Below are 24,066 nucleotides of genomic sequence, written 5' to 3'. Positions count from 1 at the left end.
AGATATGTCAGGAGAGCTTCAAACACTTCATAGTAAAGTCTTAAGTTTACTTAACTTAAATGAAGAAATATTATCATTTACACAGTTTGAAACTTACACAGAACTACTTGAAATGATAATAATAACTAAAGGAATTAATGCTCGTGTGATTAGCTCCTCCCATCTGATACTATTGCTTTGTTACTATATAGGCTGCAGGCTAAGTCAAGCAGGGATGATACGTGAATTTGGTCTTGAGAGGATCAAAAATGAAAAGCTAAATGAACTTGAAATTTCATATCACCCTGCTAGTAATGAGACTAATACTACTTTAAGTTTTTGTAGACAGTTTGAATCTTTACTTAGTTCTCTAAAAAGCCAAACAAACATACCCTCTTGTTGTTTAGGATTTATAAGGTGATGAGTAGCATTAGAGATAGACTTTCAAAGTTAGCATCAAGAGTAATCTCTTATTTTAAGAATGAAGAGACTTTAAAACTTTATAAAGGAACCTATGCTTACCTGGAGAATTTAGCCTCGCATGATATAACTTTCAATAAGAATAACTCAAGTGAGTTTAAGGGAGTACTCTTTAGTATAAAAGCTGACACGCTTGCAAGCGTTCCTGAAATTAATCTTTATGATATAAAATCACTTCACAAACTTTATACTACGTCCAATTTGGATTTTGAACTTAAAGATAGAATTTCAGATGAAAGTACATTTTATGAAATTCTAAGTATCGACTCTAGTGTTGGCTATCTTACTATGATTTTGAAGGAAGTAGAATGGAAGTAGAGATTGGTTGGTTTGATAAACGAAATGCTAAAATTGCAAGTCTTCATGAGATGGGTAGTAGCAAATTGCCTTTAAGGTCACATCTTTATGCTGTTGCTGATAATTATAAATTTAGAGAGTATATAAATACACCTTATATAAAGGCATGTTTTCTTCAAAGTCCAAAGAAAGGAATGCAAGCTATAGCAGAAGCATTTATTACTTATTACACAAATTATGTCATATCCGGTAAGGTAAAACCATCACTCTCTAGTAAGACAATTGCTTCTAAGAGAGATAAAGGTTCTCCTCATCCAGAAGTTGCTCTGGTTGATACTGGGGAGATGATAAATTCTATTAGCTATAGGATAAATGAGTGATATTAAGTACACAGAACATACACAAAAGCTTAATCTCTTATTTTAAAATTTTTAAAGAACGTATCTCTAAATTAGAGATAAAGTTAGATTTAATTAATACATACAATCATCCATACATGTCTAAATACACTATTCAATGTGAAAACATTATTGCAATTAAATTTGAAAATATGGACGATCTAACGTTAGGCTCAAGAGCTGGTGCATTTTACAAAAATGTAAATGAGTTTAGTTTGCATTTTCAAATATTCATTTTAAGTCAGGTTATAAACTCTAAAGACAAGGATGCTTATTACACCATGTTTCAAATTTATAGTCTACTTAGCGATTTTATTTACGAGAATACTTGTAAGTTAACACTAGAACAAGAAGAAGATGATAAATACTCAATTAGGGTCAACTTATATATTTACCCTACAACAAATATGCAAAACAGTGGACTTGTTAAAATTGATTCTAATTATAGCAACGCTGCATATTGTTGCAGTCAAGCTTTTAAAGCTAATGTACAAGTAATAGAACAACTAATTAGGGAGGAGAAGTGAATGCCGCAAGATACAATTAGTGTGAATTTGGCACATTCTAGATTAGATATAAATTATGTAAATTACTACGCGCCTTTACTTGTTTACAAATGTGCCAAAATTAAAGTTAACACCACAACACCCAAGGTAAAAATATTAAACTTAAATATAAATAACTTTGAGAGACAGATTGATGCACTTGAGAAAGAAGGTAGTAATGGAGAGGATGAATTTGGTAAGGAAAAGGAGTACTTAAAGAGCGCAATACAAGCATTCTTTTCTTCAGGTGATGCTGGACTTAAATCAGTTAAACTACTTATATATAAAGAAGGCACTGAAGCAAAGGCAATTAAGACAGAGCTTAGAGATAATAGATATACATTTATTGTACTTATAAACACCTATGCAAGTAACAGTGATGGTGGTGATGGACTTACTATTTACAAGGATGATTATACACATTTTAAAGACGATAAGCACTTTTTCGTATTTGCAACTAAAGAATCTGAAATCAAAGAACTATTTAAAAATGGTAGTAACTCTAAAGAAAAAATTATTGTTATCCACTCTAAAGGTGATGAGAACCTTCATTTGCGGTTTATATCTAAATACTTACATGAAGCTAGTATATTTCAAGCTGCTAATCCTTATGGACTCAAACTTAGCGGCATGGAGCCTATTACTGATGATGATACAATTTCTAAACTTAGAGGGGCAAATATTAACTTCTACTCACTTCTTAATGAAACTGGTCTTGATGGTGTTAAAGCTTTCAAAGAAGGAGTAACTCTTTCAGGCACTCCTATTGATGAACTCTTCACTTACCATTATATCAAATATGAATTTACATCAGAGCTTATTAGAGTATGGAATTTTAATGGTAGACAAAATAGTAAATTATCAAAACTGCAACTCTCAGGAGAGCGAGATAATGCTTACAGTGCAGCTATTGAATGTATGCTTAAACGTTTCATTGATGGAGGTCTAATTGTTGCGTACTCTAAGCTTAAGATTCAAGTATCATCAACACCTCAGCTAAAGCTTTTATTATCCGTAGAGATTACTTATAACCACTCTATGAACGCCGTTCTTTTAAACATTACAGCACAAGATATACAAAATTATCTAAATAGCTTAAAGGAGACTTAAACAATGACACAATGTTATGATTTAAGAAACATAGTTTTTTCAATTGGCGGGCATGAGATTCAAAGCGGTAAGTTAGAACTTACAAGTGAACCTACAACAAGAGCGGTAGCTAGCAGTGAAGATAGAGGGTTTCCCATAGTTAGCTTTAGAGACCCTAGAACCATTGTTTTTATATTCAATATTGAGGTTTCAATTGGAACTTATGATTACAAACTGCTAACAAAGCTTTCAAAAGACCAATTCTATAACATGTCCAAAAGTAAAAATGAAAGAATGTTAGATTTAGTATTCAATGACTTGGAAGACATCAAAATCATATCTAACTCTGCATTTTTTGCAGAAGAACCTTCAAGAAGCTACTCTGCTGAGGCTGAAAAGGTTACTTTTGAGATAAGAGCAGTTGGATGCACAGTTGATAATTAAATTTAATAATTAAGGAGGATTTGTGATTACACGTTACAAAATGAATATTTTAACTAAAGACAAAACACATACATTTGAAGTAAGAGTACTTCCTGTCTACAAGTGGGACTCTATATTAGGATTTTCACAAAGTGAAGGCATACATAAACTAAATGAAATTAAATATTTAAGCGAAATTACCAATTTAATGATTAAACCTGGCTTTTTAGATGAATTTTACTTTATTTTAAATGAAAATAGAGAGTACATTACTTACTATAAAGAATATCTTCAAGCCATACTTTACTCAATTCAGTTTGATACATTCAAATCAGATCCTGACTTTAAGAGACCAAATTTAGTTTACTTAAGTCATTATCTAAATAATACTAGTGGCTTTATACAATTTGATTACATTGATGATAGTTGGAATTATGAAGAGATAATACAAAATATCAAAATATAGAAGGTATTTAAAACTTATGAAAAGCAGTAGTAATGAATATATACAAGTATTACATGAAACTAAGCTTGAATATTTTAAGCTACTTGAAGAGATAAAACAAAACAAATATTTCTTTCCAATTATCATGGGTGTTTGCACTTTAAATGACGTAAAAACACTAAATTATAAAGATTTAATGGAAGTTAACAAAATATCTGAACTTAAACTTGAAAAGCAAATATTTGAAATGTTCCTTAGTAAAGGTGTATTATGAATGATACAAAATTTACAATTAAATTTAAAGGTGTACTTGATCACGCATTAACTCGCAAATCTTTAGAACAAGATATAGCCAAACTAGAACGTTTAATTAAACCTAAGCGATCACATCTAAAGAGTACTAGGGATATATTAAAACACAATTTATATGAGAAGAAACGTGAACTAGCCAAACAAAAAAAATATGAACGTTTAAGGGAAAGTGTAGAAAAGTTTAGACTTACTAAGACTAAAAAACTCATTAAGCTTGGATACACATTTGAAGACGCTAGGCGAAAAGCATTCAAGCATTCCTTAATGTCAACTAAAGAGCGAAGACGACTAGAATATGAAGATTTGAAACGTGGGGGGCACAAAGCAACAACACTTAACAAAACCGTTCAAAGTAGTATTCTTAAAGGCGCTAGTATTTTAAAAATCGCTGCTGGGACTGCTCTTGGAAATGCTGTTAGTAGTGGTGCTTCGGGAATATTTAGTTATGCTAAGAAATCTTTAGAAGAAAATGCAAAATTAAGTAAAACACATGCAATTACTTCAAAAGTATTTACAACAGGTGAGAAGAAATCATTAAGTCACATGCTTAAAGGATTTTCCGGTTTTGAAAGGGATTTAGAGAGAGAAGATTTCCTAAACTTGGCTGGGATAATTAGAAAAGAACTCGAATTTTTAGGTCAAAACAATGACAATAATCTTAAAAAGGCAGTAGAATTTGCTGCAAAGCTTAAATCTACTGGGGTTGTTGATGATACTAACTCGGCTATTGCAGCAGTAGTAGAATTCTTGCAAGGTAAAAGCGGTCCTCTCTATGACATTATGAGCTCATTTAAAGAGTTTACTGGTAAATATAATGAACGAGCCGCAATGGAATATGACATACTAGCACCAGGCCAGGCCCTTGATTACAGAAGTCATAAACTAAAGGAAGTAATTAACGATTGGAACTCACTTAAATTTCCTACTTACTCAAGCTCGACAGAAGAGGCTAAAAGTAGCTTAGAAAAGCTTAATGACACAGGTTCAAAACTTACTGCCAAGGTATTAGAACCGTTAGTTACTTCTTTAAACAAAATACTCGATTGGGCTTTAACGTTTAATTTTCAAACACATGTTATTAACCCCTTAATAGACGGGTTTAAAAGTTTTTTCGGTGACATTAACGAATGGCTTATAAAACTTGGCAAGAGAACTTTAAAATTAATACTGCCTAGTAAAATATACAGATTGGTATTTGGCAGCGAACCTGCAACAGATAAAAGTCATTCACCACTCTTAAGTACTGATACTGAAGCAAAATTAGAAACAGACGCAAGTATAAAAACACCAAGGTAAATATATGATATCACAATTTACAACTGATTTTACTTATAAATACAAAGACACAGCACCCCTAAAGGCAACCCTAGACCCTTTAAATCTTACACCATCACAAATAACAAATATCCTTAAAGAAACATTCAATGAAATCTCTACCGTGTTTATGGCATATAATTTCTTAAGTTTATGTCCAAGGATGGACTTTAAAGGACTTGGATATGTCCCTCAAGGGTTCTTCATTTTACCTAAAAGTGAACTAATTAGCACAACTTACACCACAACATGTTCAAAACATCCTGTAATTGACTATTACACACGTAAAGCTGAATATGTAAGCTACAATCCAACTTTTACTGGCGAAGTTATCACACTAAATAATGCTGTATTAACTAGTGCTTATAAGGAACTGCTTAATTTTTCAACTAATACGGCTTTTGGAAAGTTAATTTTTCCTCATACTAGTAATTTAGCAAAACAACAACTGGTTAACAGAGTTGAAGAGAGTGTACCATTTAGCCTCTACAGCCCAACTCTAGGGTTTAGAAGCATAGTTGCAATTACATCTCTTACCCTTAAAGACACAGTATACCTTGATGAGGTTGAAATTAGTCTCACATTAGAAGTTCTTAAAACATTTAATGTATATAAAGGATAAGGAAATGGAAGAAAGGCTTATCAAATACGACTTTAAAATCGAATTTTATAACATAAGTCAAACTAGCACATCAGAAGAAAAACCTAAAATCATAATTAAAACTGAAGACGGTATACACATTGACATATCAATATCTGATATTTACTCAAGCAATAATTATGTGTGTGCAAAGAGAAGCAAGCTAAGTCTTTGGAACTTATCTCTTGATTTTACTCGTAATGTAAATGAAGGAGATATTGTAAAGATATTTTATAAAAAATTCGCAGACTCTAGAGATTATGATTTTATTATGTCAGGGTATTTAGGTGTTCCTATGAGTACTGATTATGATAGTGGTGATTTTAGTGTTGATCTTGAAGTTCATTTGGCAACAAAAAGTAATTACTTCAATAGCAAACTTGACATAAATCAATTTCAAGGCATGAGTGTAGAGAATGCCATCTCTATAGCATTTCCTAATAGACATATAATCAATATGAGTTATGCTGATAGAACAAAAATTATAACTGAAAGTTTTTGTGCAAATACTCCTCTTGAGTTTATTGAAAAGATAACTAAAAAGTATGTTCAAAGTGTTAGGACAGATATTGCACCTAAAGATCACAGACAACTTATTAAAGAATCAGCTCTCAGGCACACTCATGTTGAGTGTAATTATATCTTTACTAACGCCACACCTGAAGCTAAAGATACAAATTATATCTTTCTTGAAGATTTTGGTCTTCACTTTATCCCGCAACAAGAGATTGCTATTGGAAGTACCCGCAATATAAGACTTATATATTGGAATGCCAAGATTATGTATACACACAAACTAAAAGTTGGTGATAGGGTCAAATTTCTAGATTCGCTGGGGAGTGAAGTTAAGAGTAGCATTATAGAGACTAGTGCTGCTTTAAGCAATACTGGTGAGTGCTCACTTACCTTGAAGCTTTATGATGACTCTAATTATTTAAATATCAAAGGAGAAGCTCGATAACTTATGAACTTGAATTATGAAATATACAGAATGAACAGCCAAATGAAAGGTTCAGCACTAACACAAGAAGAGATAAAACTATGGACTTACAGAAATATTTTTATCTCTAAGCTAGGAATAATTAAATCTTTTAACTCCTCTACACAAGAAGGTGTCGTTTTACTCTCTGGAGAGACAGATTTAGAGATTAAAACACGCAATATATCAAATATGCACTTTACTCTTAAAGAAGGTGAGAGTGTTATCCTTCTTCAAAGTAGTATTAACCTTTTTAATGAGGATGATGATAATTATTTTGATAAAAACTATTTCTATATTCTAAGGCCTATTAATATGCAAAATGCTACTATCAAAGTTAATGACTTTACAATTGACATACAAAATCCCATAGACATTAAAGCTAATAATACAAGTCTAAGAGCAGTGCTGGAAGAGATTGTATCTTGTCTATACAATTTAAGGGTTACTGGACAATCAGTAGTTGAACCTAGTTTTTATAGTAATCTTACAAAGATTACAAGTAAAATAAATATGTTACTTAAATAGGTTTTTGTTAAATTAAGCAATATACTTGCTACCTTGAGGGTTAAAAATTGGATTTACAGATTGACAATCAATTTAATTCTGTCTTTAAACAAGACTTAGCATTAACTAATGGAATAAATGAACAAAAGCAACGTTTATTTATTTTCCTTAAAACTCCAAAGGGTAGTATTAAAAATGCTCCTCATTGGGGATTTGACTATGATCTTGCAGCAAGATTTGCTAAGACAAGCTCTTTAACACAAATTAAAACTTACCTTTCAAATATCATACAAGACCTAAGGATTGATGCTATAAACATTGAAACAACTATTATAAATAAAAAATTAAACATTACATTTGAATTTGCAAACGACACTTTGAATATGGAGATTAAAATATGAGTATTCTCTTTGATCCTGACTTTGGAACTTTAAAACAGGATATCCAACAAATAATTAATACCAAACGTGAATATTTAAGAGACACGTATGGAATTATAATTAATAATGACCCTACATCCATTTACAATATAATTGCAAACTCACTTGCAATAAAAGAATATGAACTAATAGGTGAGGTTAACAAATTATTTTCTCTTCTTAAACCAGATTCTCCTTATTGGAAGGAGATACAAAAACATATAAGCATTAAAAGTACTACCTATGATGCTATAAAAAGTGCATTACTAAATCTTAATGGAATTAGAAATGTCAATATTAAAAGCACAGCTGGTAAGGCTAGTATTTACCTAATATTAGATGACTCGATGATGAATAAAGAGAAGAGTCAAATTACAGACTCCAATCTTAAAGCATTAATTTGGGAGACACTTTATCTTACATGTCCTGTTGGTACTGTTTTTGAAGGCGATATTCTCATAGATGGAATTAATAGCCAAAATCAAAAAATTGATTACAAAGTATCAATTGGAAAACGCAAATACGCATATCTTAAGAGTAAATACAAAGTCAATCTTGAGAATCATATATACTTGAACATTGACTTTAAAATTAGAGAAATTTATACTCGAATTAAAAATAATAACTACACAGATATGGGAATAAGTTTTGAATATCAAGATTTCTTCGCTCCTGTTAATGAAATTAAAGGTGTTCATTGCATTGATGTTTCTGTTGCCATAAAAGATAACCTGGACGTAAAAATTACTGATATTAATACAAGCGAATTCAAGCAAAATGAGAATATTAAAATTGAAGCAAATGAAATTCTCGATCTAAATTTTAATGCTGATAGGTTGCTAATTGATATCTCTTCATAAAAAAAGGATAGATTATGGTAAATATACCGACATTTCTTAAAGACACTCAAGTTGAAAAAATTATAAATACTGAATTAGCATTTATAAATAAAATCATCAAAGAAATTAAAGATCTTATTGCTAATTTCGAAGATATTAATGCTAGTGAGCACCTAAATTCAAGATTCATAGCGTTTTGGTTATCTGATATACTACAAATTATTTACTCAACAAACCAAACACTTGAAACACTTGCTAAAAATATTGATAGTGTACTATTTGCTTTGCGTCATATTGGAACCCATGAATCATTTATAAAACTATTTAAGGCTTTTCTTAATGTTGATATTGTTCCTACTACTCTAGAGCCTGGTGTTATTAACATCAAACTTAAAAGTCATATTAAAACTAATGTTATCGTATTTATTGTAGGTAGTACTCCAAAAAACTCCCCATATAAAAAAATTATCTTTAGAACTAAAAAAAATGGGCAAATCTTTAAAAAAGCTTGGACTATGACCTTGCTTCCTAAAGGATATGAGCATTCAATTTATGCACTTATTAAAAAACTGATCCCTATTGGAAGAGTACTCAAGATACAAGACCATGAGGGTCAATATATAAAAGAATTTAAAGGATAATAGTTAAGGAGATTTTATGTCAAGTCAAGAACCTGAAGGTATTGTAAAACACGATGATACAATTGAGATTAAAAATCTTAATAAATTAACCAAGCTTAAACCCACTGACCTTTTGGTCCTAGATGATGGGTTTTCTAGTTGTCATGCTATTACTCTTGATAACTTCCATAAGGACTTACATACAAAAATATTCCTAGATGATGGTGATCGAAAGAATGATTTCAAACAAGTTATCAAAACACTAATTGCTAATGAATTGCTAAGCGACACCAATTTTATAAACCAAGTTTATAGTCAAGTACTTACCAAATTTTTAAAAGATGACTCTAGTAGTATTTCACAGACATATAATAAAGTTATAGAAAAACTTAAAAATAATGAATCTAGTGTTATGGACACTATTATAAGTAAAGTTACAAGTAAGTTTGAATCTAACTTGCCTGAAGATAATTTAAGCAAAAGTCATTACTTTATAGGACTTTATTACTCTAGTTTAAAAAAAATTCCAGTACAAGAATATCTAACTGGTATTAGTAACAGCTTTAGTACAAGTAGTACTACTACAATAAGAGCAACTAGTTATAATAGTGACGGGTTTTATAGAAACACTGTGTACATGTCTAGTTTAAAATATGGACGTTATGTCTTTGACCTTGGGTCCACAGCTACATCTAACAATGAAGAAATTATTATACAAACAGACAGTTCATATGATGATAGTCCCATATATTTAATTGTCAAAGTTACTGCAAGATCTAATTCAACTTCACAATCTGATAAAGAAGTAAGCATAAAATATAGCTATTCTTCAAAACGAACTATCTTTAAGCTTTCAAGTGTACATGGCGGTACAGGTTTTGATGCCAATATTCTAGAAGGTTGGTATATGCAAAAGAATGTGAGTGGCGTTCCTTTACTCGTGAAGCTATAATTTTTATTTGTATTTTTTAGTTTTGTTTTTGCTATATTGATATATAGTTGTAGCTACCAATTTAAATGAGAGGAGACATAAAGTTGAATGAAGTTGAGAATAATGTATTAAATTTTTTACTTCAACTGATTAACATCAATGAAGTGAAGTTAGTTATTATTGGTGCCTTTATCTTAAGTCTTGGACTGATCTTCAAGCCAGCAATCAAAGATATACTAACTATTTTAGCTAGTAAGATAAAAAAACAAGGTAAAGACACAGATAAAGGAGAGGACTTATGAAATTAAGCACTGCTAAATTAAGTGTTGATATTTTAAATAACTTTACCGAAATTATTAAAAGTAATCACCACGGTAAAAATACTGCCACTTATATCAATATTTTTACTAAAGTGGTTAATTACTTTTACGTTCTATATGAAGCTAGCATATATCAAATGGAAGGGAGGGAAGCTATTAAACTACTACGTGAAATTGAGGAGATACTAAGGATTAACATTGAAATCATAGAAAATGCTGATGATCACGATGAGCTTACAAAATACACATCACAACTTAGAGCTAAACGTAACAAGATAATGAGCACTTACATCAAAATGCTAAAGGAGGCATAATTTGAGTAAACTTATAAAACTAACCCTTTTAACAGTTATCTTTTCATGTACATCTATTGCGTCACTAACAGAGGAGCCAACACCTCCTAAAACCCAAACTATTAAAGAACTAAGTGTATATGAAGCTAAGTTATCTGATTATGTTATGTACTTACAAGTATTCTTAACTAGAACAAAGAAAAAGGTTAATGACCCAAAGTATCCTAAGTTTACTTACTTTGATACATCAACACTGAAATCTGAGAGTACAATTGATGATTTAATGTTTAATATCAATCTGTTTAAAGAATATATTAGTATAATTAAACCCATTGCCCAAATGGTGTACAAAAGATATTCAAAATTACAAAATTAAATAAATAAAAAAGATAAGCCCTCACCTAAGGGCTTATCTTTTAAAATAAATGGAATAGAGGTCCTGTTTACTCACATAGATACCCAAAATTATTATCACTAGCTATATATCCAAATAATTTGAGTGGACTCTGGCCATATTTTGGCTCTCTATATGTTAAAAATTTAGAAAAACCTTCAATTACTTCTGGATCAGACTCTGTTCTCTTTAAATAATTATTTATAAGCTCAGTCCAATACTTTATAGTTTTAAGCTCTGGTTTGGTTTCAAAAAACTTGAGTATACTCGAATCATCATCATTCTTTAATTGTATTAAAAACTTATCTATCATTTCTAAACTATCAAAAGGTGCATCATCTAATACCGAATGCATCCTTTTAGATGCTTGAAGCAATTTCTTGTAATAATGATACTTAGCGGGTATACGTTTAGGAAGTTTATCAAGACTAATTACAGATTTATGACTTACAGGTGGCTGTTTTGTTTCACCTTTAGTTACTCTTTTAGTATTAATATCTTTATCTTTATTTAAAGAATTTACAGGTGAAACATCCACACTACTAACTCTTTCTCCATTAGCTTCTTGAACATGCTCTAAGGAACTAGCATCAGTGTCAACTTCACTCTCAATTGAAAGGTATGCAACAAGTGCATACCTTTTAAAATAAGTTATTGCATGAACCCACAAGTTGAGGCAAAGTGTTTTGATTCTTTGATGATACAGATGACAGTTACTTCTCGCTATAAATTGGTGTATCAAATGACTCAGAATAGCCACTGTTTGGGCTATAAAATGTTGTTGTAATAACATTAATTGTACCATCATCCCAAAAGTCTTTATGGTTGGAAGTTGAACAAAACCAATGTCTAAATTATTGGTCTTTATAACGTTCTTAATTTCTCTTATTATCTCATTAAAGTCTTGATACTTATATCCATACCCATTAAGATTTTTATCAACACCACTTAAATGCATTTGTAGACTATGCAGAGACTTTAGAAAGTTTATCTTTGATTGATTTTCATTTGTTACTGAATTTTGATTATTTACTCTTATATCTGTTACTTTTCTTGCTGTCTGTTTACTCTGTTTTTTAACTGCTCTGCGCATTTTAGTTTTTGTATTTTGAATTTTAGTTCTTGTTATTTTATTTGTCATGATTAACTCCTATAAGTATTAATAAAACCAAAATACAGCAAATATTAGGTTTTGTATAATTATAAAAAATTTAGAGCTTAATTAGCAAAATTCATTTAAGAGTTCTTAATTAAGCTCAATAGGCTTTTAATGGAAAATTATAGGTAGTCCTAAAATGTAGAATTATCGACTATAGGTAGCATACAATAAATCTAAAATTAAGTCAATCCTTAGTTATAAGTAAAATTTTTATTTTTTAAAGAACTTACTTATTAGAGACATAACAATAGATATAATCTATTGAAAAACACCTACTGCTATAATAATAGTGAGATTCTATTTCCTACACTAAGCTTTTCTAATAAAACTTATTTGACATATCAAGCTTTTCTAACAGATTGTATGATTATTTTCATTTCTTCTTAAGACAAGAATGGTCCTCTACCACTTCTTCTCCAATATCATTATTGATATATGTAAATCTAAAATAAATTTGTCAATATATTGTCCACTCTTGTTATCTAAATCAGATATATCCCTATTAAATTCTATCTTTGCAAATTAATATATTAAGTTATTCTCACTTAATGATGAGTTTTAATATTCATCTTTTCCCTTAAGACTTCAAAATTAGAATTATCATTATGAAGTAAAATGAAATTCCACAGCTTCTTCAGTAAACCCCTTATTTAAAAACTCCTTCATACTTAGCCTTTTAAACTTTTAAATTTTTTCATAAACTCTTCAAGTAAATCTTTTTTGTCTTTAAAAAGTTCATCCATTAAGAAACTTGTAAACTTAGCATTTTGCTTATAAAAATCGTAACTATCTTGATTCTTAAGCTGAAATCTTAATGGCTTTATTGGATTTTGTCTTGATCTCTTTAATAGATATCACTATTTGTAGTTTGTATATATCTGAAGAAGCAATTTTGAATCCCATTCTGAATTATAAATTCCTCCTCTATAAGCACACCTCGATTCAATGGCTATCAGCCATAATTTTATATCCAGATAAGCCTGAGATTCTTGCAAGCTTAAACGCTGATATAAAATCTGAAAAAGTTTTAAATCCATCTTCTAAATAAAGTTCTTTTTCATTAATTTCTTTTTAAAGATCTTCATAGTGTCAATTATTTTCGCATATATTTCGTCTTTTAATATTAATCAGTAACTTCGGCTTACTAAATTCCCTCAAACTATTCTAGTGATCTTTTATGTTCATCTACAATTGTACTAAGTATATAGCTGAATTCAGTATTGGGCATTCTGTTTTTGATTCCTTTAAACCAACCACTTTATTGATCATTAGATAAATTGCGTCTTTGAACTTACAAATTTCTAAATAATTTACTCATAGGACTCTTTGAAAAATTGTCCGTTGCAACGGACAGTTTATATGTTTGTTAAAATTCAACAATGTTTTTGATAAGAAAACAAATCTCATAGCATTTTGATATTCACATAATATAGTCTTTTGTAAAATCAAAATTTCTACATTTCATGCTATTCTTCTGTTTAAATCTTCTCTTTCTGATATAATGCCTAAAAAATTCAGCATTAGACTTTCTAATTGATTTAATAAATTTTTATGTGTAAGATTGTTTTTAAATCTAGTTACAATTAAAAAAATAGGTAATTTTAAATTATACTTATTTATGTAATGCAGATAATAAATCAAAACTTTCAATTGACCATTTTTCAGCTGTCATTGGAGATATTATATAATCAGTGGATATTAAAGATAGTCTTTAATGTAAAATTCCTAAATAAGGATTCGTATCAATAATTATATAACTCATAAATCAGTTATTAAATAAGATAGTTTGTTTTTTAACATTCCTTAAATCAACAAATGCAAACGTCCTTTTCACAATTAACACATTCATACTTCTGTTTAAGAGAATATAAATTTATATAACTAGGTATTATGTCTAAATTAGTATTGATATTAACTATTAATTCTATTAATATCTAATTTTTTCTATTAAAACTTCGTCTATATTTAATTTTAGAAATTGATATATTTTGCCCTATTTTCTAGTTCATTAAAATAATAACTAGTGATACTGATGCCTTGGTCATCCATATCGATTAAAAGTACTTTGTATTTTTGAGCCAATAGTGTTAGCAAATATAATTGAACTTGTACTTTTTCCAACACCACCTTTAATGTGTTGTAATTGTAATTACTTTTAAGGTTTTTTCTATCCATTTGTTTATTAGCCCTCCTTCTGATAATTTTTTACCATAAAATTCATATACTTAGTTTTTCTAAGTTTGTGAAATATTTTCAATTAAAGATTGATAATATTTTGTATCTGTTTTATCTTTTCTAATTAAACGAGATATCCCTCTTAAGATAACAAAATACACTACCCTTTTTAAATCTAAATTCTATGTAATAAACTTTTGAAAATGAGGTTGTTTTCACGATTCCATTTTCCTCATACTCTTCTTACTATATTCTTTATTGGTTTTCTATAACCATAATAAATACCTAAAAATTTATCATCATCTTTTAAAGAAAATAAATTAAAAGGTGTTATTTTTTCTCTGATTAAATAATCCTCTAAATGAAATAAAAAATTTGTCCTTTTGATTTTTATCAACTGCCAAATGAAAAGAAATCCATTCATTATTTTTGTATGATACAATGTTTTGCTATTTTTACTTTCTCTATTTTTGTAAAAAGATCTCAGCTTTATCAATCTTATCCTTAATTTCTAATTTTTTATCTTTAAGGCGTTCTAACACACTTTCCATAATTAATCCTTAACTTAGTAACTTTTTTAGATTCTCCTAATTGTAAATAATCTTTATTATTTTCCATTAACTCTAAAAGTTCATAGTAGTAATGGTTACTAAATACCTTGTTATATTCTAATTTGTTCTGTTTGCTTAAATAATTCTTTAATATTGGTACCAAAACCGATATGTCCACTTTGTCTTTTAATTGTTCAAGAAGTATGCTAAATACGTTATTCCTAATGTCTCTTTCATTTTCTTTCACGTTTTTATTAGCACATTCAACTATTTTTTTAAGTTTTTCTATTATCTTCTTTAAATCGATGTATTTATCTCTTTCTATGATAAAGTGGGGTTTGTTTTTATATTGTTCATACACGTTTTGTATTTGGATCTTTAATTGTTTGTTGTCATATCCTTCATTCTTTAGATTAGCTTTTATCTCATCTAATATCTTACTTAATTCTTTTTGTTTATTCTTAAGCTTACTGTTATTTGGTTTAATGTCATTTGTTTTTTCGTAACTATAATTTTCAGCTATTTTAATGGCTTTAAATGATTGAATTTTAAAATCTTTTTCCGCTTCTAAATTCAAAATAGAAAGGAAAGCATTTGATTTAAATTTGCATTTCTTAGCGTATTTCTCTACTTGTAATTTTTCTATAGTATTTTGTGTTGTTTTTATTTTCTTCTTTTTTATTATAAGTATTATATAAAACACGCCCATTTTTCTACACTTCTCATTTTTAATGCAAGTCTTTTTAAGATAAGTATTTGACACGTTTTTTGATATTTTTCTTCTTTTTTATCTCTAAAGTGTTTATTGATTATGTGATGACATTCTTTTTTAGAGTATTTAAGTTTGTAATGAATTTCAGTTCCCATGTTAACTCCCAAATGTTTGTGATAATTAATTGTGACACTTTAAATTCTTTTTCTAATTTATAAAGATATTTTTGAAGTGTTTTAAGTTTGATAGGTTTTTTAGGTCATTTGCGTCTTAGATTGTCTATTAAAGTAATAAAGTATGTTGCTTTGAGTGTATTTTTTAAGGTTCAAGTTCACGTAATCTAATGTAGATATTAAAACTATTAATTTGTGTTGGTGTTTGTTGGTAAGTTTTGTTTATGCTTTTCATTATTAAGCTCCTATTATTTATTAGGTTTATTATTGTTAATCATAGTAACGCAATACCGGATAAAAAGTAAACCTATTTATAATAAAAATGTATTTTTTATAGAATTTAACAAAAATAATATATCAAAAAGTTTTGACAAAAACAATTTTTTGTTATATTATTTTATTTATAAATACCTAATATATGAGGGGTTAAATATGATAAATATAATGACAAAAATAACAAAAATAAAACAAAGATCAGAGGTGGGGATGCAACAATTTGGTTTGTACAGGCAGATGATGTTTGAAGGATTTGAATCTTTTGCATATCAAAGTCAAGAAAATTTTAAAGGTAAACAAAAACAGTTAAGTAAAATAAATAAGATAGGACGTAAATTACCAAAAATTGGAAGAGATGAATGTTTTAAGTTTAATAGTAAGGTTGATTTTAGTATGCAAAGAGAAGCATTAAAGCATATGGGTGCAAGTGAAGTTGGAAGTATGTTTATTGGAGCTGATTCTTTAGAAAAATTAATGCGAGATAGGATACTTAAAGCTATAGGAAGAGAGATTCCATTTGAAGATAATTTAAGCATGAGAAAGGGGAAGATACTAGAGTCTTTAGGATTTGATGAATTTGTTCGTATGCACGCAGGCAATATTGAAGTGTTGCATAAAAACAAATATGCAAACGGTGTTGACAAATATAATTATTTTAAAAAATTTAAGGGCCGTGAGACATTAGTTGGGTCAACAATTGATGGATGGTTTGTAAGCAGCTCGGGAGAAGCAGAGTTACTTGAGATCAAATTTAGTGATAATCTTTACTTAAAAAGTGCAGCTTTTGAATACAATAAAACAGGTAATTTTTTAGAAAATAAATATTTCTTCAAATATTATGTTCAAGTACAAATGCAACTCTTATGTACAGGTTTAGATAGGGGAAATTTATTTATTATCATAGGTAATGAGGCTATCAACTGTGTAATTAATAGGGATGATAATTTTATTAGTGCTGTAATGACTGAGGTTTCAAGATTAGAGCAGAGAAGTAAGTAATATTGCCAAATCTTTAAAATCAAATAGTGATATTGATATTAAAAATATTGATTTAGACGAGCTGAGTGTTATTATTGAAGATTTTTTAAAGAATAGCTTTGTGTATCAAGAGTTGTGTGATATGGATTTCAAGTTTGAATTTTTAACATTTTTAAAAGCAAGTCATCTTGAGATTGATGAAGACGAAAATTTGAATTTGAAGAGACATCTTGAAAAGATTATTGCATTGCAATCTGAAATTGACAAGGTAGAAGAGACAACTAAAAAGGATCATGCGTTAGAGTTGTCTAGGTTAACAAAACCTATTAAAGATAAACTTAAATTTCAAATAGATGCTCTGGTTAAAGAATTTTCTTTAAATGAACATATAAATTATGACTTTGATGGGAATCTATTCCATTTAGATATGAGTAGGAGAGCTATTAAGGATAGATTTAAGTTTTTAAGCTCTGTTATGGATTTTACCTTTAGTAGTAATTCAAATGTAGTTAATGATTGGTCCACTCCTATTTTAAATGCTGTTTAAGGGTACCTTTATGAGGTTTATATTTATGGTTTTATTTTTGGTAATTACTTATAAGGCTTTAAGATTTTTATGTAAGTTTTGCATGCGAAGTATAGCGAGACTCATTCAGGATTATTATTCAAGACAAGAATTTTTAGAAAATATGAGAAGACTTGATTGTGATTTAAGACGTATGGAGATGTTAAGTAGGATTTATGATGAGGAGAGTTCTGGTGTTTGATATTAACTCTTTAAGTATGTCTGGTCGTTTAACAAGAGACTGTGAGCTTAATTATACTAGTAATAGTCTTTCTATATTAAAATTTACTCTGGCTAATAATAGAGGTGTTAGGAGGCGTAGTTCATGGGAGAGCCAAGCACAATTTTTTGACTGTGTGATTTTTGGCTCTAAAGCTGAGAGTCTTGCTGTTTTGCTTAAACGAGGGGTTCAAGTTGTACTTAGTGGATCCCTTGTCTTGTGAGAATTGGAGAGATAAGCGTACAGGTGAGGGGAAGAGTAAATACAGTATTTTGGTAAATGATATTCAAATCTTAAACTCATCAATTAAAACACAAGAGACTAATGATTCTAAATCTCAAGATGAGTTTTATGAAGATATTCCTTTTTAGTAGTTATATAAGGTAAATTAAAAGTTAAGGAGGTATGGGGTGGTAGTATCAAAAAGGGAGCTTATAGAAAATATGATGGGAGCTAAATATGATTTTGAAGATGTTTTACTTTGTAGGAAAGACAGACAAGGAGAGATGCTATTTGAGAGACTTTGCAGAGAAGGGCTTACTATTGGGAATGCTAAGTTATGTTTAGATGTGTTTTTAAGCATTTGCAAAAAGAGTCCTGACTTCGCTTCAAGATATGGGATACTTAAGATTAACAAGAGGAGTATATTTGTAGCTAGGTTTTTTAATATTTCTATATTTTGTAGATCAAATTCTAAACTTTTATGATAGTAGTGTAGAGTGTCTTCTTGAGGAGCCAGACTTAGAGATTTAATGGAGGTTGAAGGTTAGAGATGAAAATAACGCAAAATAATCCGAATTTAATTTCAGCAGTACGTCAATGGGGATGTTACTTTTTATCTCTTCATTATTACATAGAAAAGTATAAAAAGTTGCAGTTTAGTGTTCTTGATATAAATAAGAATTATCATAACTTTGTTAAGTTAGGATATATAAGAAGTAATTGTTATATTCTAAACCCATGCGCTGTGCTTAGACGGTTTGATATTAGTACAAGTGTGAGGTGGGAAGGCCCTGCTTACAGATGTTTAGATGGAGAATTTGAGATAAGTGAAGTTAAGATTAAAAATACACCAGGATATCATTTTATAGCAACTAATGAGGCATCTGTGCTTTATGATTCACTGATGCTTAAAGAGCGGGGTGTTGAATATGAAATTACATCAAGGAGAATATTTAAGAAATATTGAAACTACTAAGTAGAGAAGGAAGTAAATACCTTTATAGTGCTGATATTATAAGTCTTTTTCCTAGGCATACCCAGTATATTGAAGGATTTTTTGGTACAGGAGCTGTATTTTTTGCAAAGCCATTAGCCCATTACAATATACTCAATGATAATTCTAAATTTATATATAAGTTTTTTTATATCTTAAGACAAGACCCTGAGTTGCTCTACAAGCGTGTAAGAGATGCAATTATTTATGATAGCATTATTAATGAGAACCTGGACAAAATCGAATACATGGTTTTGCGAAGTTTGTATTCACTTTATGCTTCATCCGGCGTAACTATGAAGTTAAATCGAAGTAATGCTAAGAGATTGTTTTTAAGTACCCTTCAAACTTATAAATCTAGATTTAAAGAGATGCTTGATAATGCAATATTTACGTCACGTGATATTTTTAAATTTTTAGCAGCACTACCTAGGCGAGATAAGGTAAGCTCAACATTTGTATATCTTGACCCTCCATATTCAATTTCACGTGGCAATCTTGCTGATAATCGTGGATGGAATTTAGATTCTCTAGAGAGACTTATTATAGAGATGAAGAGATATAGTTGGCAATTTGCAATAAGTGAATTTGATGATTTAAGTGTAGTTGAGCTTTTCTTAAAGCATAATCTTTTTGTAAATTATGTAGCACGCTCAACTGGTATAGCTAGTATTTTTAAGAAAACTAAACATGAAATACTAGCTACTTCATACAAAACTAATAAGTCAAGGATGGACTTCCGTGATACTCGTTATATTCAAAAGGAAATGTTTAAAATGCAGGCGTAAATTTGTATATGGAAAAAAGACCCTAGAAAAGTTTAGAGTCTTTTTTTCCCTGCATAATGAAATTTTAGTTTAAAGAATATATATATTATAAACCAAAGAATTATCAAAAACAAAAGCTTAACAAATAATTTTTATGTAAAATAAATACCTAATTTTATCTTTAGGTATTTATTTTGAAGTTGGTAAAATTTTTGAAGTGGGAAAATAGTACCTTAGGTGTATGAAAAATATTAGCAAAAAATATGGGTTATTTCAAGCTAGTTTTGATATCTTTGTAAGCCTGTATTTTACTTGCACTTGAGAGTCCATAAACATTATCAATCTCAGAAGTAGATGAGTATTTCATAAGCTCTTTAATTTCAAATGAATTATATCCTTTAGACTTTAAGTGATGCTATAAATATATTACGGAGTATATGCAAAGATTTGCGATGTTTAAATCCTCCCTTAATTAGTAATTCCTTAAATTGTTTTGAAATCTTGATTATGCTAACTTTATTGTCACGAAATTTGAGTTTACTTTTTTGAAATAGATAAGTACGCCTACTGTCTTTGTCTCTAGAGCCAAAATATTCTTGATGTGCCCTCATAATAGAATCAAATTCAAACTTACTAATAACTACTTCTCTTATACAGATATTGCTGCGTTTTTTAGCTACATTAACACGAATAGAATAAAATACTTCACCATTACTGCTTGTCTCTTTATATATATCAGTAAGTTTTACATTTTGTATCTCAACACCCCTACAACCAGTAATTGAGAGTAAGTGTACAAACCATCCTGAGATTGGGTCTTGTTCTTTAAGTCTCTCTATAGAGCGTTTTACTAGTCTAGTTGTCTTGTCATTTAGATAAAATCTTACAGGAGTGTTTAATTTTTTAGTATTTCTAGTTTTAAGTGAGCTTTTAAGTAGAGTTAATTCTTCTCTTAAGTGCTCATTTTGCATTTCTAATTCTTTAATTTTTAAGTTAAGATTGCAGTTAATTAAATGTTTCCCTTTCATATAATTTAAAAGTTAACTAAATAGTTTAAAAATAGATAAAATTAGTTATAAAAATATTAGCAAATACTTAAAGGTAGAGTCAATTTTGAAAGGTCTCCATTGCATAGTAAAATATCTCATCTAAGGTTGTTTATATAAATAGAGAGGGTATTTTTTTACATGTTTGGTTAATATATCTAGAATACTTTAACCTAACCTTAACAAATACTTCAAATTTTACTCTCCGTAGACTTTATTTGTCTATTTAGTGGCTTTCCATTTTGCAATGAGACATATTGTTCTTGAAAATTTAACTTTACTCTTTCTGTTAACCAAAGGTTTACTTTTATAGTTACTCTTACCATTTTTATAACGAGTTTAATTTATTCTTTTTCATGCTTTTTTATCTAGGATATTTGTTGCCTTTTTCTCTTAAATCTCTCTTTCTTAAATATTATTTCTTAACTTTTTGATTATGAGAGGTTCTTTAACCACCTGCTCCTACTTGACAAGTGCTTGTTGCTCCTTCTTTAAAACCATTGAGCGTACTTTCATCCATTTTACTAAAATATCCTTGTACAACGGTTTTAAAAGTGCTTTTACCCCCATCATTTCCATTACATTTTTCAAGTTCAGTATTTATATGTTCAAGGGCTTCCTTTATTTTAGATTCATCATGATTTAAAAATTTGTTAAAAAGATCATCATTACCCAAAGCTTGTTTTAAAAAATCTAGATTTGTTTTTTGAGTTTCATTTAATTTTTCTCTTAACACTTCTTCAGGTGTTTTTTGTACTTCTTCTTGTTCTTCTAAATTTCTTTTAACTCTACTCTTAGGTGTAGCATTTCTATGCTCATATTCACAACTACTAATTAGTAGTGCCAATACCAAAATAAAATTAATTTTATTCATATAAATCCCCTTATCTTTTTTGATTTAAAAATATATCTCTATTTACACATCTTGAATGTGCATGTAGTTATAAGTATTAATTGTTTTTGTAAAATTTATTGTTTTGTTATAAATTTTATGTTAAATATATTTTTGTTAACCTATTAGTTAACTTATATTAAAAGGTATGAGTAGGGTAAAGAAATCATTAGATGATTATGTTGTGTATTTTAGAGAAGGAAAACTTAATGACGCTAGTATTGCAAAAGAGCTTGGAGTTAGTCGTGTTAATGTAGGAAAGATGCGACGCAAATGGGAAGAGATTAAAGATGACCCTGAGTATATTACTGGTGCTGCTAAGCTTACTATTCGTGAAGATACTTTGAAGAATATCTTATTTCATGCATCACAAAGTAGGGCCCAAGCACGTGATCTTAAGAGTCAGTTTAGTATGGCTAAAAGTATGTTGGGACTAGAATTTATAAATTCATTTAGTAGGTATTTAGAGTTAGAACTTAAAACTCATAATTACAAAATAGAAGAATTAGAGTCTCAAATTAGCAATCTTTATAAGAAGACTTTAAATAAAAAAGTAGCACATTCAGAAGAAGAAAGTCGTGAGCTTGAAGAGTTAAAACTTAAACTCGATGAGCTTAAAAGGGAGAGAGAACTTAAGAAGATGTCACTATGTTACAAGACAATGCTAAAGCTTAAAGCTACTGATACAGATGTGCGCTCTAAATTACAAATTTAAAGGACATGGTAATGGATATATATAAACTACCTATATTTAAAGAAATGGAGCGAGAGTACAAGCGTGATTTTGGTATTGATATAATGGATTTTATTAAACCGAAAGCATTGGAGGTTGATTTTAAAGGGTTTGAGGAGAGACACTTAACTAAAAAGCAACGAGAAGTACTTAAATCTATTGAAAAACATAGACAAACTAAAATAATCCTATCAGGTGGTATTGCTAGTGGTAAAACATTTCTAGCATGTTATCTATTCTTAAAAATACTGCTTACAAATAGGAATGTGTATAAAAAAAATACTAATAATTTTATAATAGGAAATTCCCAAAAATCATTAGAGGTTAATGTTATGAGTGAGTTAGAAGATATTGCTAGTATGCTTAAGATCCCCTTTAGGCCAAAATTTTCTAATACATCATATTTTGAAATAGACTCGCTAAGAGTTAATTTGTATGGAGGAGATAGGGCAAGTGATTTTGAGAGGTTTAGAGGCTCTAATTCAGCGCTTATTTACGTTAATGAAGCAACAACACTGCATAAGGAAACATTAATAGAATGTTTAAAAAGGCTTAGAGTAGGAATGCAAACCATTATATTTGATACCAATCCTGACAGCCCGGAGCATTTTTTTAAAACAGATTATATTGATAATACAGAAATTTACTCTACATATAACTTTACAACATATGATAATGAATTAATACCCGCGGAATTTATTAAAACCCAAGAAAAAATTTACAGGGACATTCCAACATATAAAGCAAGGGTACTACTTGGAGAATGGGTCGCATCCTGTGATGCGATATTTACTAATGTTAATCTTACAAGTAAGCATGAATTTATCTCCCCAATAGCATATTTAGATCCTGCATACAGTATTGGAGGAGATAATACAGCTATTTGTGTGTCTAGAGCGAGTAGATCAAAGTTATTATGCGTTTATATTTCAAGAAAAGTTACCAGTAGGTGATCCTAAGATGTTAAATACAATTAAAACTATACTTACAAATCTTAATGTACACAAACTATATGTTGAAGATAGGGATGATATTTCTGGGCATGGGAATGTGACTAAAACGTTTCTTAAACTTAGAGCGGGTATGAGTCATAATTTTAAAATTGCTCCAATTAAACCTATAAGTAATAAATTTACTAGAATTGCTACGTTAATAGAGCCATTTGCAACATCTAAACTTAGTATTATGGATTATTCAAGTAAGTCAGCTATATCTGATATTTATAAGTACAAAGGAGATGGTAAGAGTGATGATGATTCATTAGATAGCCTGTCAGCATCATATATGTTATTGACTTTGGGTGCTCGTTCTCTTAAAGCACATTTTACTAAAATAAGGTTCATATAACACTTAAAATATTATATAATAATTACATAAGG

General features: G+C 29.3%; 34 protein-coding genes and 4 pseudogenes. 29 read left to right on the top strand and 9 right to left on the bottom strand.

From position 1 onward, the window contains the following. Window positions 1–4: 4 nt before the first annotated feature. The 19 genes from bpSLO_RS05130 (at window position 5) to bpSLO_RS05040 (ending at window position 11,206) form a co-directional block, all read left to right on the top strand. Complete coding sequence (locus tag bpSLO_RS05130; protein ID WP_025407623.1) at window positions 5–400, top strand: DUF3890 domain-containing protein; 396 nt, start codon at window positions 5–7, stop codon at window positions 398–400. After that, a complete protein-coding gene (locus bpSLO_RS05125; protein ID WP_025407622.1) occupies window positions 400–777 on the top strand; it encodes a DUF1506 family protein in 378 nt (125 codons plus the stop codon). Before bpSLO_RS05130 ends, bpSLO_RS05125 begins: the two co-directional genes overlap by 1 nt. Further along, on the top strand, window positions 768–1,136 hold the full coding sequence (locus bpSLO_RS05120; protein ID WP_025407621.1) for a hypothetical protein: 369 nt from the start codon (window positions 768–770) through the stop codon (window positions 1,134–1,136). The genes bpSLO_RS05125 and bpSLO_RS05120 overlap by 10 nt, the downstream gene beginning before the upstream one ends. Beyond that, window positions 1,133–1,681, top strand: coding sequence for a DUF764 family protein (locus tag bpSLO_RS05115; protein WP_051480059.1), 549 nt, complete (start codon window positions 1,133–1,135; stop codon window positions 1,679–1,681). The genes bpSLO_RS05120 and bpSLO_RS05115 overlap by 4 nt, the downstream gene beginning before the upstream one ends. Next, window positions 1,682–2,809 carry a DUF787 family protein gene (locus bpSLO_RS05110; protein WP_025407620.1) on the top strand — a complete coding sequence of 376 codons (1,128 nt, stop codon included), beginning with the start codon at window positions 1,682–1,684 and terminating at the stop codon, window positions 2,807–2,809. It begins immediately after the preceding gene. 3 nt (window positions 2,810–2,812) lie between these two features. Then, window positions 2,813–3,232, top strand: coding sequence for a DUF1463 family protein (locus bpSLO_RS05105; protein WP_025407619.1), 420 nt, complete (start codon window positions 2,813–2,815; stop codon window positions 3,230–3,232). 22 nt (window positions 3,233–3,254) lie between these two features. Further along, a complete protein-coding gene (locus bpSLO_RS05100) occupies window positions 3,255–3,677 on the top strand; it encodes a DUF1473 family protein (protein ID WP_025407618.1) in 423 nt (140 codons plus the stop codon). A 16-nt stretch (window positions 3,678–3,693) separates the two neighbouring features. Further along, on the top strand, window positions 3,694–3,930 hold the full coding sequence (locus bpSLO_RS05095; RefSeq protein WP_025407617.1) for a DUF1322 family protein: 237 nt from the start codon (window positions 3,694–3,696) through the stop codon (window positions 3,928–3,930). Beyond that, on the top strand, window positions 3,927–5,264 hold the full coding sequence (locus bpSLO_RS05090; RefSeq protein ID WP_246989874.1) for a DUF759 family protein: 1,338 nt from the start codon (window positions 3,927–3,929) through the stop codon (window positions 5,262–5,264). The genes bpSLO_RS05095 and bpSLO_RS05090 overlap by 4 nt, the downstream gene beginning before the upstream one ends. A 4-nt stretch (window positions 5,265–5,268) precedes the next feature. Further along, a complete protein-coding gene (locus tag bpSLO_RS05085) occupies window positions 5,269–5,904 on the top strand; it encodes a DUF792 family protein (protein WP_025407616.1) in 636 nt (211 codons plus the stop codon). A gap of 4 nt (window positions 5,905–5,908) precedes the next feature. Then, on the top strand, window positions 5,909–6,883 hold the full coding sequence (locus tag bpSLO_RS05080; protein ID WP_041178816.1) for a DUF693 family protein: 975 nt from the start codon (window positions 5,909–5,911) through the stop codon (window positions 6,881–6,883). A gap of 3 nt (window positions 6,884–6,886) precedes the next feature. Further along, window positions 6,887–7,429: a DUF777 family protein gene (locus bpSLO_RS05075; protein WP_025407614.1), complete on the top strand. Its 543-nt coding sequence runs from the start codon at window positions 6,887–6,889 to the stop codon at window positions 7,427–7,429. Window positions 7,430–7,476: 47 nt separating this feature from the next. Continuing rightward, a complete protein-coding gene (locus tag bpSLO_RS05070; RefSeq protein ID WP_025407613.1) occupies window positions 7,477–7,809 on the top strand; it encodes a hypothetical protein in 333 nt (110 codons plus the stop codon). Beyond that, on the top strand, window positions 7,806–8,687 hold the full coding sequence (locus bpSLO_RS05065) for a DUF276 domain-containing protein (RefSeq protein WP_025407612.1): 882 nt from the start codon (window positions 7,806–7,808) through the stop codon (window positions 8,685–8,687). The genes bpSLO_RS05070 and bpSLO_RS05065 overlap by 4 nt, the downstream gene beginning before the upstream one ends. Window positions 8,688–8,701: 14 nt before the next feature. Further along, on the top strand, window positions 8,702–9,307 hold the full coding sequence (locus bpSLO_RS05060; RefSeq protein WP_025407611.1) for a DUF735 family protein: 606 nt from the start codon (window positions 8,702–8,704) through the stop codon (window positions 9,305–9,307). A 16-nt stretch (window positions 9,308–9,323) separates the two neighbouring features. Continuing rightward, on the top strand, window positions 9,324–10,238 hold the full coding sequence (locus tag bpSLO_RS05055; RefSeq protein WP_246989892.1) for a DUF685 domain-containing protein: 915 nt from the start codon (window positions 9,324–9,326) through the stop codon (window positions 10,236–10,238). A gap of 65 nt (window positions 10,239–10,303) precedes the next feature. Then, a complete protein-coding gene (locus bpSLO_RS05050; protein WP_246989868.1) occupies window positions 10,304–10,519 on the top strand; it encodes a BlyA family holin in 216 nt (71 codons plus the stop codon). After that, a complete protein-coding gene (locus bpSLO_RS05045) occupies window positions 10,516–10,851 on the top strand; it encodes a BlyB family putative holin accessory protein (protein ID WP_246989891.1) in 336 nt (111 codons plus the stop codon). The genes bpSLO_RS05050 and bpSLO_RS05045 overlap by 4 nt, the downstream gene beginning before the upstream one ends. Before the next feature lies 1 nt (window position 10,852). After that, complete coding sequence (locus tag bpSLO_RS05040) at window positions 10,853–11,206, top strand: BBA14 family lipoprotein (protein WP_025407608.1); 354 nt, start codon at window positions 10,853–10,855, stop codon at window positions 11,204–11,206. Window positions 11,207–11,273: 67 nt separating this feature from the next. Here bpSLO_RS05040 and bpSLO_RS05035 read toward each other — a convergent pair whose 3' ends face one another. From bpSLO_RS05035 to bpSLO_RS05015, 7 genes and pseudogenes are all read right to left on the bottom strand, one after another. Beyond that, the gene (locus tag bpSLO_RS05035; protein ID WP_246989890.1) at window positions 11,274–12,365 is read right to left on the bottom strand and encodes an ERF family protein; all 1,092 of its coding nucleotides are present in this window, start codon (window positions 12,363–12,365) and stop codon (window positions 11,274–11,276) included. A gap of 584 nt (window positions 12,366–12,949) precedes the next feature. Beyond that, window positions 12,950–13,049, bottom strand: a pseudogene (bdr, locus tag bpSLO_RS08130) (Bdr family repetitive protein); the annotation flags it as partial. Between the two features lie 2 nt (window positions 13,050–13,051). Next, entirely contained in the window at window positions 13,052–13,207 is a 156-nt protein-coding gene (locus bpSLO_RS05030; RefSeq protein WP_246989901.1) for a chromosome replication/partitioning protein, read from the bottom strand. Between the two features lie 1,147 nt (window positions 13,208–14,354). Beyond that, window positions 14,355–14,558, bottom strand: a complete 204-nt coding sequence (locus tag bpSLO_RS05025) for a hypothetical protein (protein WP_246989903.1) — start codon at window positions 14,556–14,558, stop codon at window positions 14,355–14,357. Window positions 14,559–14,678: 120 nt separating this feature from the next. Continuing rightward, window positions 14,679–14,777, bottom strand: coding sequence for a DUF226 domain-containing protein (locus tag bpSLO_RS08095; protein ID WP_348648861.1), 99 nt, complete (start codon window positions 14,775–14,777; stop codon window positions 14,679–14,681). Between the two features lie 13 nt (window positions 14,778–14,790). After that, a complete protein-coding gene (locus tag bpSLO_RS08090; protein ID WP_348648860.1) occupies window positions 14,791–14,982 on the bottom strand; it encodes a DUF226 domain-containing protein in 192 nt (63 codons plus the stop codon). A gap of 101 nt (window positions 14,983–15,083) precedes the next feature. Continuing rightward, window positions 15,084–16,156, bottom strand: a pseudogene (locus tag bpSLO_RS05015) (plasmid maintenance protein). 270 nt (window positions 16,157–16,426) lie between these two features. On the opposite strand from bpSLO_RS05015, the gene bpSLO_RS05010 reads away from it, so the two are divergent. The 8 genes from bpSLO_RS05010 to bpSLO_RS04975 all read left to right on the top strand — a co-directional run bounded on the left by bpSLO_RS05010 (window position 16,427) and on the right by bpSLO_RS04975 (window position 20,037). Further along, window positions 16,427–17,269: a YqaJ viral recombinase family protein gene (locus bpSLO_RS05010; protein ID WP_246989899.1), complete on the top strand. Its 843-nt coding sequence runs from the start codon at window positions 16,427–16,429 to the stop codon at window positions 17,267–17,269. A gap of 1 nt (window position 17,270) precedes the next feature. Further along, window positions 17,271–17,795 (top strand): DUF244 domain-containing protein, encoded by a 525-nt coding sequence (locus bpSLO_RS05005; protein WP_281506684.1) that lies wholly within the window; start codon window positions 17,271–17,273, stop codon window positions 17,793–17,795. A 25-nt stretch (window positions 17,796–17,820) separates the two neighbouring features. After that, a complete protein-coding gene (locus bpSLO_RS05000; RefSeq protein ID WP_025407653.1) occupies window positions 17,821–18,015 on the top strand; it encodes a hypothetical protein in 195 nt (64 codons plus the stop codon). Then, window positions 17,990–18,256 (top strand): single-stranded DNA-binding protein, encoded by a 267-nt coding sequence (locus tag bpSLO_RS04995; protein ID WP_246989898.1) that lies wholly within the window; start codon window positions 17,990–17,992, stop codon window positions 18,254–18,256. The genes bpSLO_RS05000 and bpSLO_RS04995 overlap by 26 nt, the downstream gene beginning before the upstream one ends. Continuing rightward, on the top strand, window positions 18,237–18,404 hold the full coding sequence (locus bpSLO_RS04990) for a hypothetical protein (RefSeq protein ID WP_246989897.1): 168 nt from the start codon (window positions 18,237–18,239) through the stop codon (window positions 18,402–18,404). The genes bpSLO_RS04995 and bpSLO_RS04990 overlap by 20 nt, the downstream gene beginning before the upstream one ends. Window positions 18,405–18,443: 39 nt before the next feature. Then, window positions 18,444–18,740, top strand: coding sequence for a hypothetical protein (locus tag bpSLO_RS04985; protein ID WP_246989896.1), 297 nt, complete (start codon window positions 18,444–18,446; stop codon window positions 18,738–18,740). Between the two features lie 65 nt (window positions 18,741–18,805). Beyond that, a complete protein-coding gene (locus bpSLO_RS04980) occupies window positions 18,806–19,222 on the top strand; it encodes a DUF261 family protein (RefSeq protein WP_246989852.1) in 417 nt (138 codons plus the stop codon). After that, the gene (locus bpSLO_RS04975; protein ID WP_246989850.1) at window positions 19,219–20,037 is read left to right on the top strand and encodes a DNA adenine methylase; all 819 of its coding nucleotides are present in this window, start codon (window positions 19,219–19,221) and stop codon (window positions 20,035–20,037) included. Before bpSLO_RS04980 ends, bpSLO_RS04975 begins: the two co-directional genes overlap by 4 nt. Window positions 20,038–20,284: 247 nt before the next feature. Here bpSLO_RS04975 and bpSLO_RS04970 read toward each other — a convergent pair. Further along, a pseudogene (locus tag bpSLO_RS04970) lies at window positions 20,285–21,044 on the bottom strand (tyrosine-type recombinase/integrase). A gap of 466 nt (window positions 21,045–21,510) precedes the next feature. Next, window positions 21,511–21,936, bottom strand: a complete 426-nt coding sequence (locus bpSLO_RS04965; RefSeq protein ID WP_246989846.1) for an Mlp family lipoprotein — start codon at window positions 21,934–21,936, stop codon at window positions 21,511–21,513. 166 nt (window positions 21,937–22,102) lie between these two features. Between bpSLO_RS04965 and bpSLO_RS04960 the strand changes: the two genes are divergently transcribed. Together bpSLO_RS04960 and bpSLO_RS04955 are read left to right on the top strand one after the other, a co-directional pair. Next, window positions 22,103–22,669 (top strand): DUF603 domain-containing protein, encoded by a 567-nt coding sequence (locus bpSLO_RS04960; protein ID WP_246989843.1) that lies wholly within the window; start codon window positions 22,103–22,105, stop codon window positions 22,667–22,669. Window positions 22,670–22,680: 11 nt separating this feature from the next. Continuing rightward, window positions 22,681–24,034 (top strand): annotated as a pseudogene (locus bpSLO_RS04955) (PBSX family phage terminase large subunit). Window positions 24,035–24,066 lie beyond the last annotated feature (32 nt).

Source organism: Borrelia parkeri (genome assembly GCF_023035815.1).
Lineage (GTDB): Bacteria > Spirochaetota > Spirochaetia > Borreliales > Borreliaceae > Borrelia > Borrelia parkeri.
Note: the sequence above shows the minus strand (reverse complement) of the source record. Positions and strands in the feature narration are given on the sequence as shown.

Excerpts from the sequence above, each read along its gene's own strand:
- bpSLO_RS05130 (WP_025407623.1), top strand. The coding sequence starts at position 5 with ATGTCAGGAGAGCTTCAAACACTTCATAGTAAAGTCTTAAGTTTACTT.
- bpSLO_RS05125 (WP_025407622.1), top strand. The coding sequence starts at position 400 with ATGAGTAGCATTAGAGATAGACTTTCAAAGTTAGCATCAAGAGTAATC.
- bpSLO_RS05120 (WP_025407621.1), top strand. The coding sequence starts at position 768 with ATGGAAGTAGAGATTGGTTGGTTTGATAAACGAAATGCTAAAATTGCA.
- bpSLO_RS05110 (WP_025407620.1), top strand. The coding sequence starts at position 1,682 with ATGCCGCAAGATACAATTAGTGTGAATTTGGCACATTCTAGATTAGAT.
- bpSLO_RS05105 (WP_025407619.1), top strand. The coding sequence starts at position 2,813 with ATGACACAATGTTATGATTTAAGAAACATAGTTTTTTCAATTGGCGGG.
- bpSLO_RS05095 (WP_025407617.1), top strand. The coding sequence starts at position 3,694 with ATGAAAAGCAGTAGTAATGAATATATACAAGTATTACATGAAACTAAG.
- bpSLO_RS05090 (WP_246989874.1), top strand. The coding sequence starts at position 3,927 with ATGAATGATACAAAATTTACAATTAAATTTAAAGGTGTACTTGATCAC.
- bpSLO_RS05085 (WP_025407616.1), top strand. The coding sequence starts at position 5,269 with ATGATATCACAATTTACAACTGATTTTACTTATAAATACAAAGACACA.
- bpSLO_RS05080 (WP_041178816.1), top strand. The coding sequence starts at position 5,909 with ATGGAAGAAAGGCTTATCAAATACGACTTTAAAATCGAATTTTATAAC.
- bpSLO_RS05075 (WP_025407614.1), top strand. The coding sequence starts at position 6,887 with ATGAACTTGAATTATGAAATATACAGAATGAACAGCCAAATGAAAGGT.
- bpSLO_RS05065 (WP_025407612.1), top strand. The coding sequence starts at position 7,806 with ATGAGTATTCTCTTTGATCCTGACTTTGGAACTTTAAAACAGGATATC.
- bpSLO_RS05060 (WP_025407611.1), top strand. The coding sequence starts at position 8,702 with ATGGTAAATATACCGACATTTCTTAAAGACACTCAAGTTGAAAAAATT.
- bpSLO_RS05055 (WP_246989892.1), top strand. The coding sequence starts at position 9,324 with ATGTCAAGTCAAGAACCTGAAGGTATTGTAAAACACGATGATACAATT.
- bpSLO_RS05050 (WP_246989868.1), top strand. The coding sequence starts at position 10,304 with ATGAGAGGAGACATAAAGTTGAATGAAGTTGAGAATAATGTATTAAAT.
- bpSLO_RS05045 (WP_246989891.1), top strand. The coding sequence starts at position 10,516 with ATGAAATTAAGCACTGCTAAATTAAGTGTTGATATTTTAAATAACTTT.
- bpSLO_RS05035 (WP_246989890.1), bottom strand. The coding sequence starts at position 12,365 with ATGACAAATAAAATAACAAGAACTAAAATTCAAAATACAAAAACTAAA.
- bpSLO_RS05025 (WP_246989903.1), bottom strand. The coding sequence starts at position 14,558 with ATGGATAGAAAAAACCTTAAAAGTAATTACAATTACAACACATTAAAG.
- bpSLO_RS08090 (WP_348648860.1), bottom strand. The coding sequence starts at position 14,982 with ATGAATGGATTTCTTTTCATTTGGCAGTTGATAAAAATCAAAAGGACA.
- bpSLO_RS05010 (WP_246989899.1), top strand. The coding sequence starts at position 16,427 with ATGATAAATATAATGACAAAAATAACAAAAATAAAACAAAGATCAGAG.
- bpSLO_RS05000 (WP_025407653.1), top strand. The coding sequence starts at position 17,821 with ATGGTTTTATTTTTGGTAATTACTTATAAGGCTTTAAGATTTTTATGT.
- bpSLO_RS04995 (WP_246989898.1), top strand. The coding sequence starts at position 17,990 with ATGATGAGGAGAGTTCTGGTGTTTGATATTAACTCTTTAAGTATGTCT.
- bpSLO_RS04980 (WP_246989852.1), top strand. The coding sequence starts at position 18,806 with ATGAAAATAACGCAAAATAATCCGAATTTAATTTCAGCAGTACGTCAA.
- bpSLO_RS04965 (WP_246989846.1), bottom strand. The coding sequence starts at position 21,936 with ATGAATAAAATTAATTTTATTTTGGTATTGGCACTACTAATTAGTAGT.
- bpSLO_RS04960 (WP_246989843.1), top strand. The coding sequence starts at position 22,103 with ATGAGTAGGGTAAAGAAATCATTAGATGATTATGTTGTGTATTTTAGA.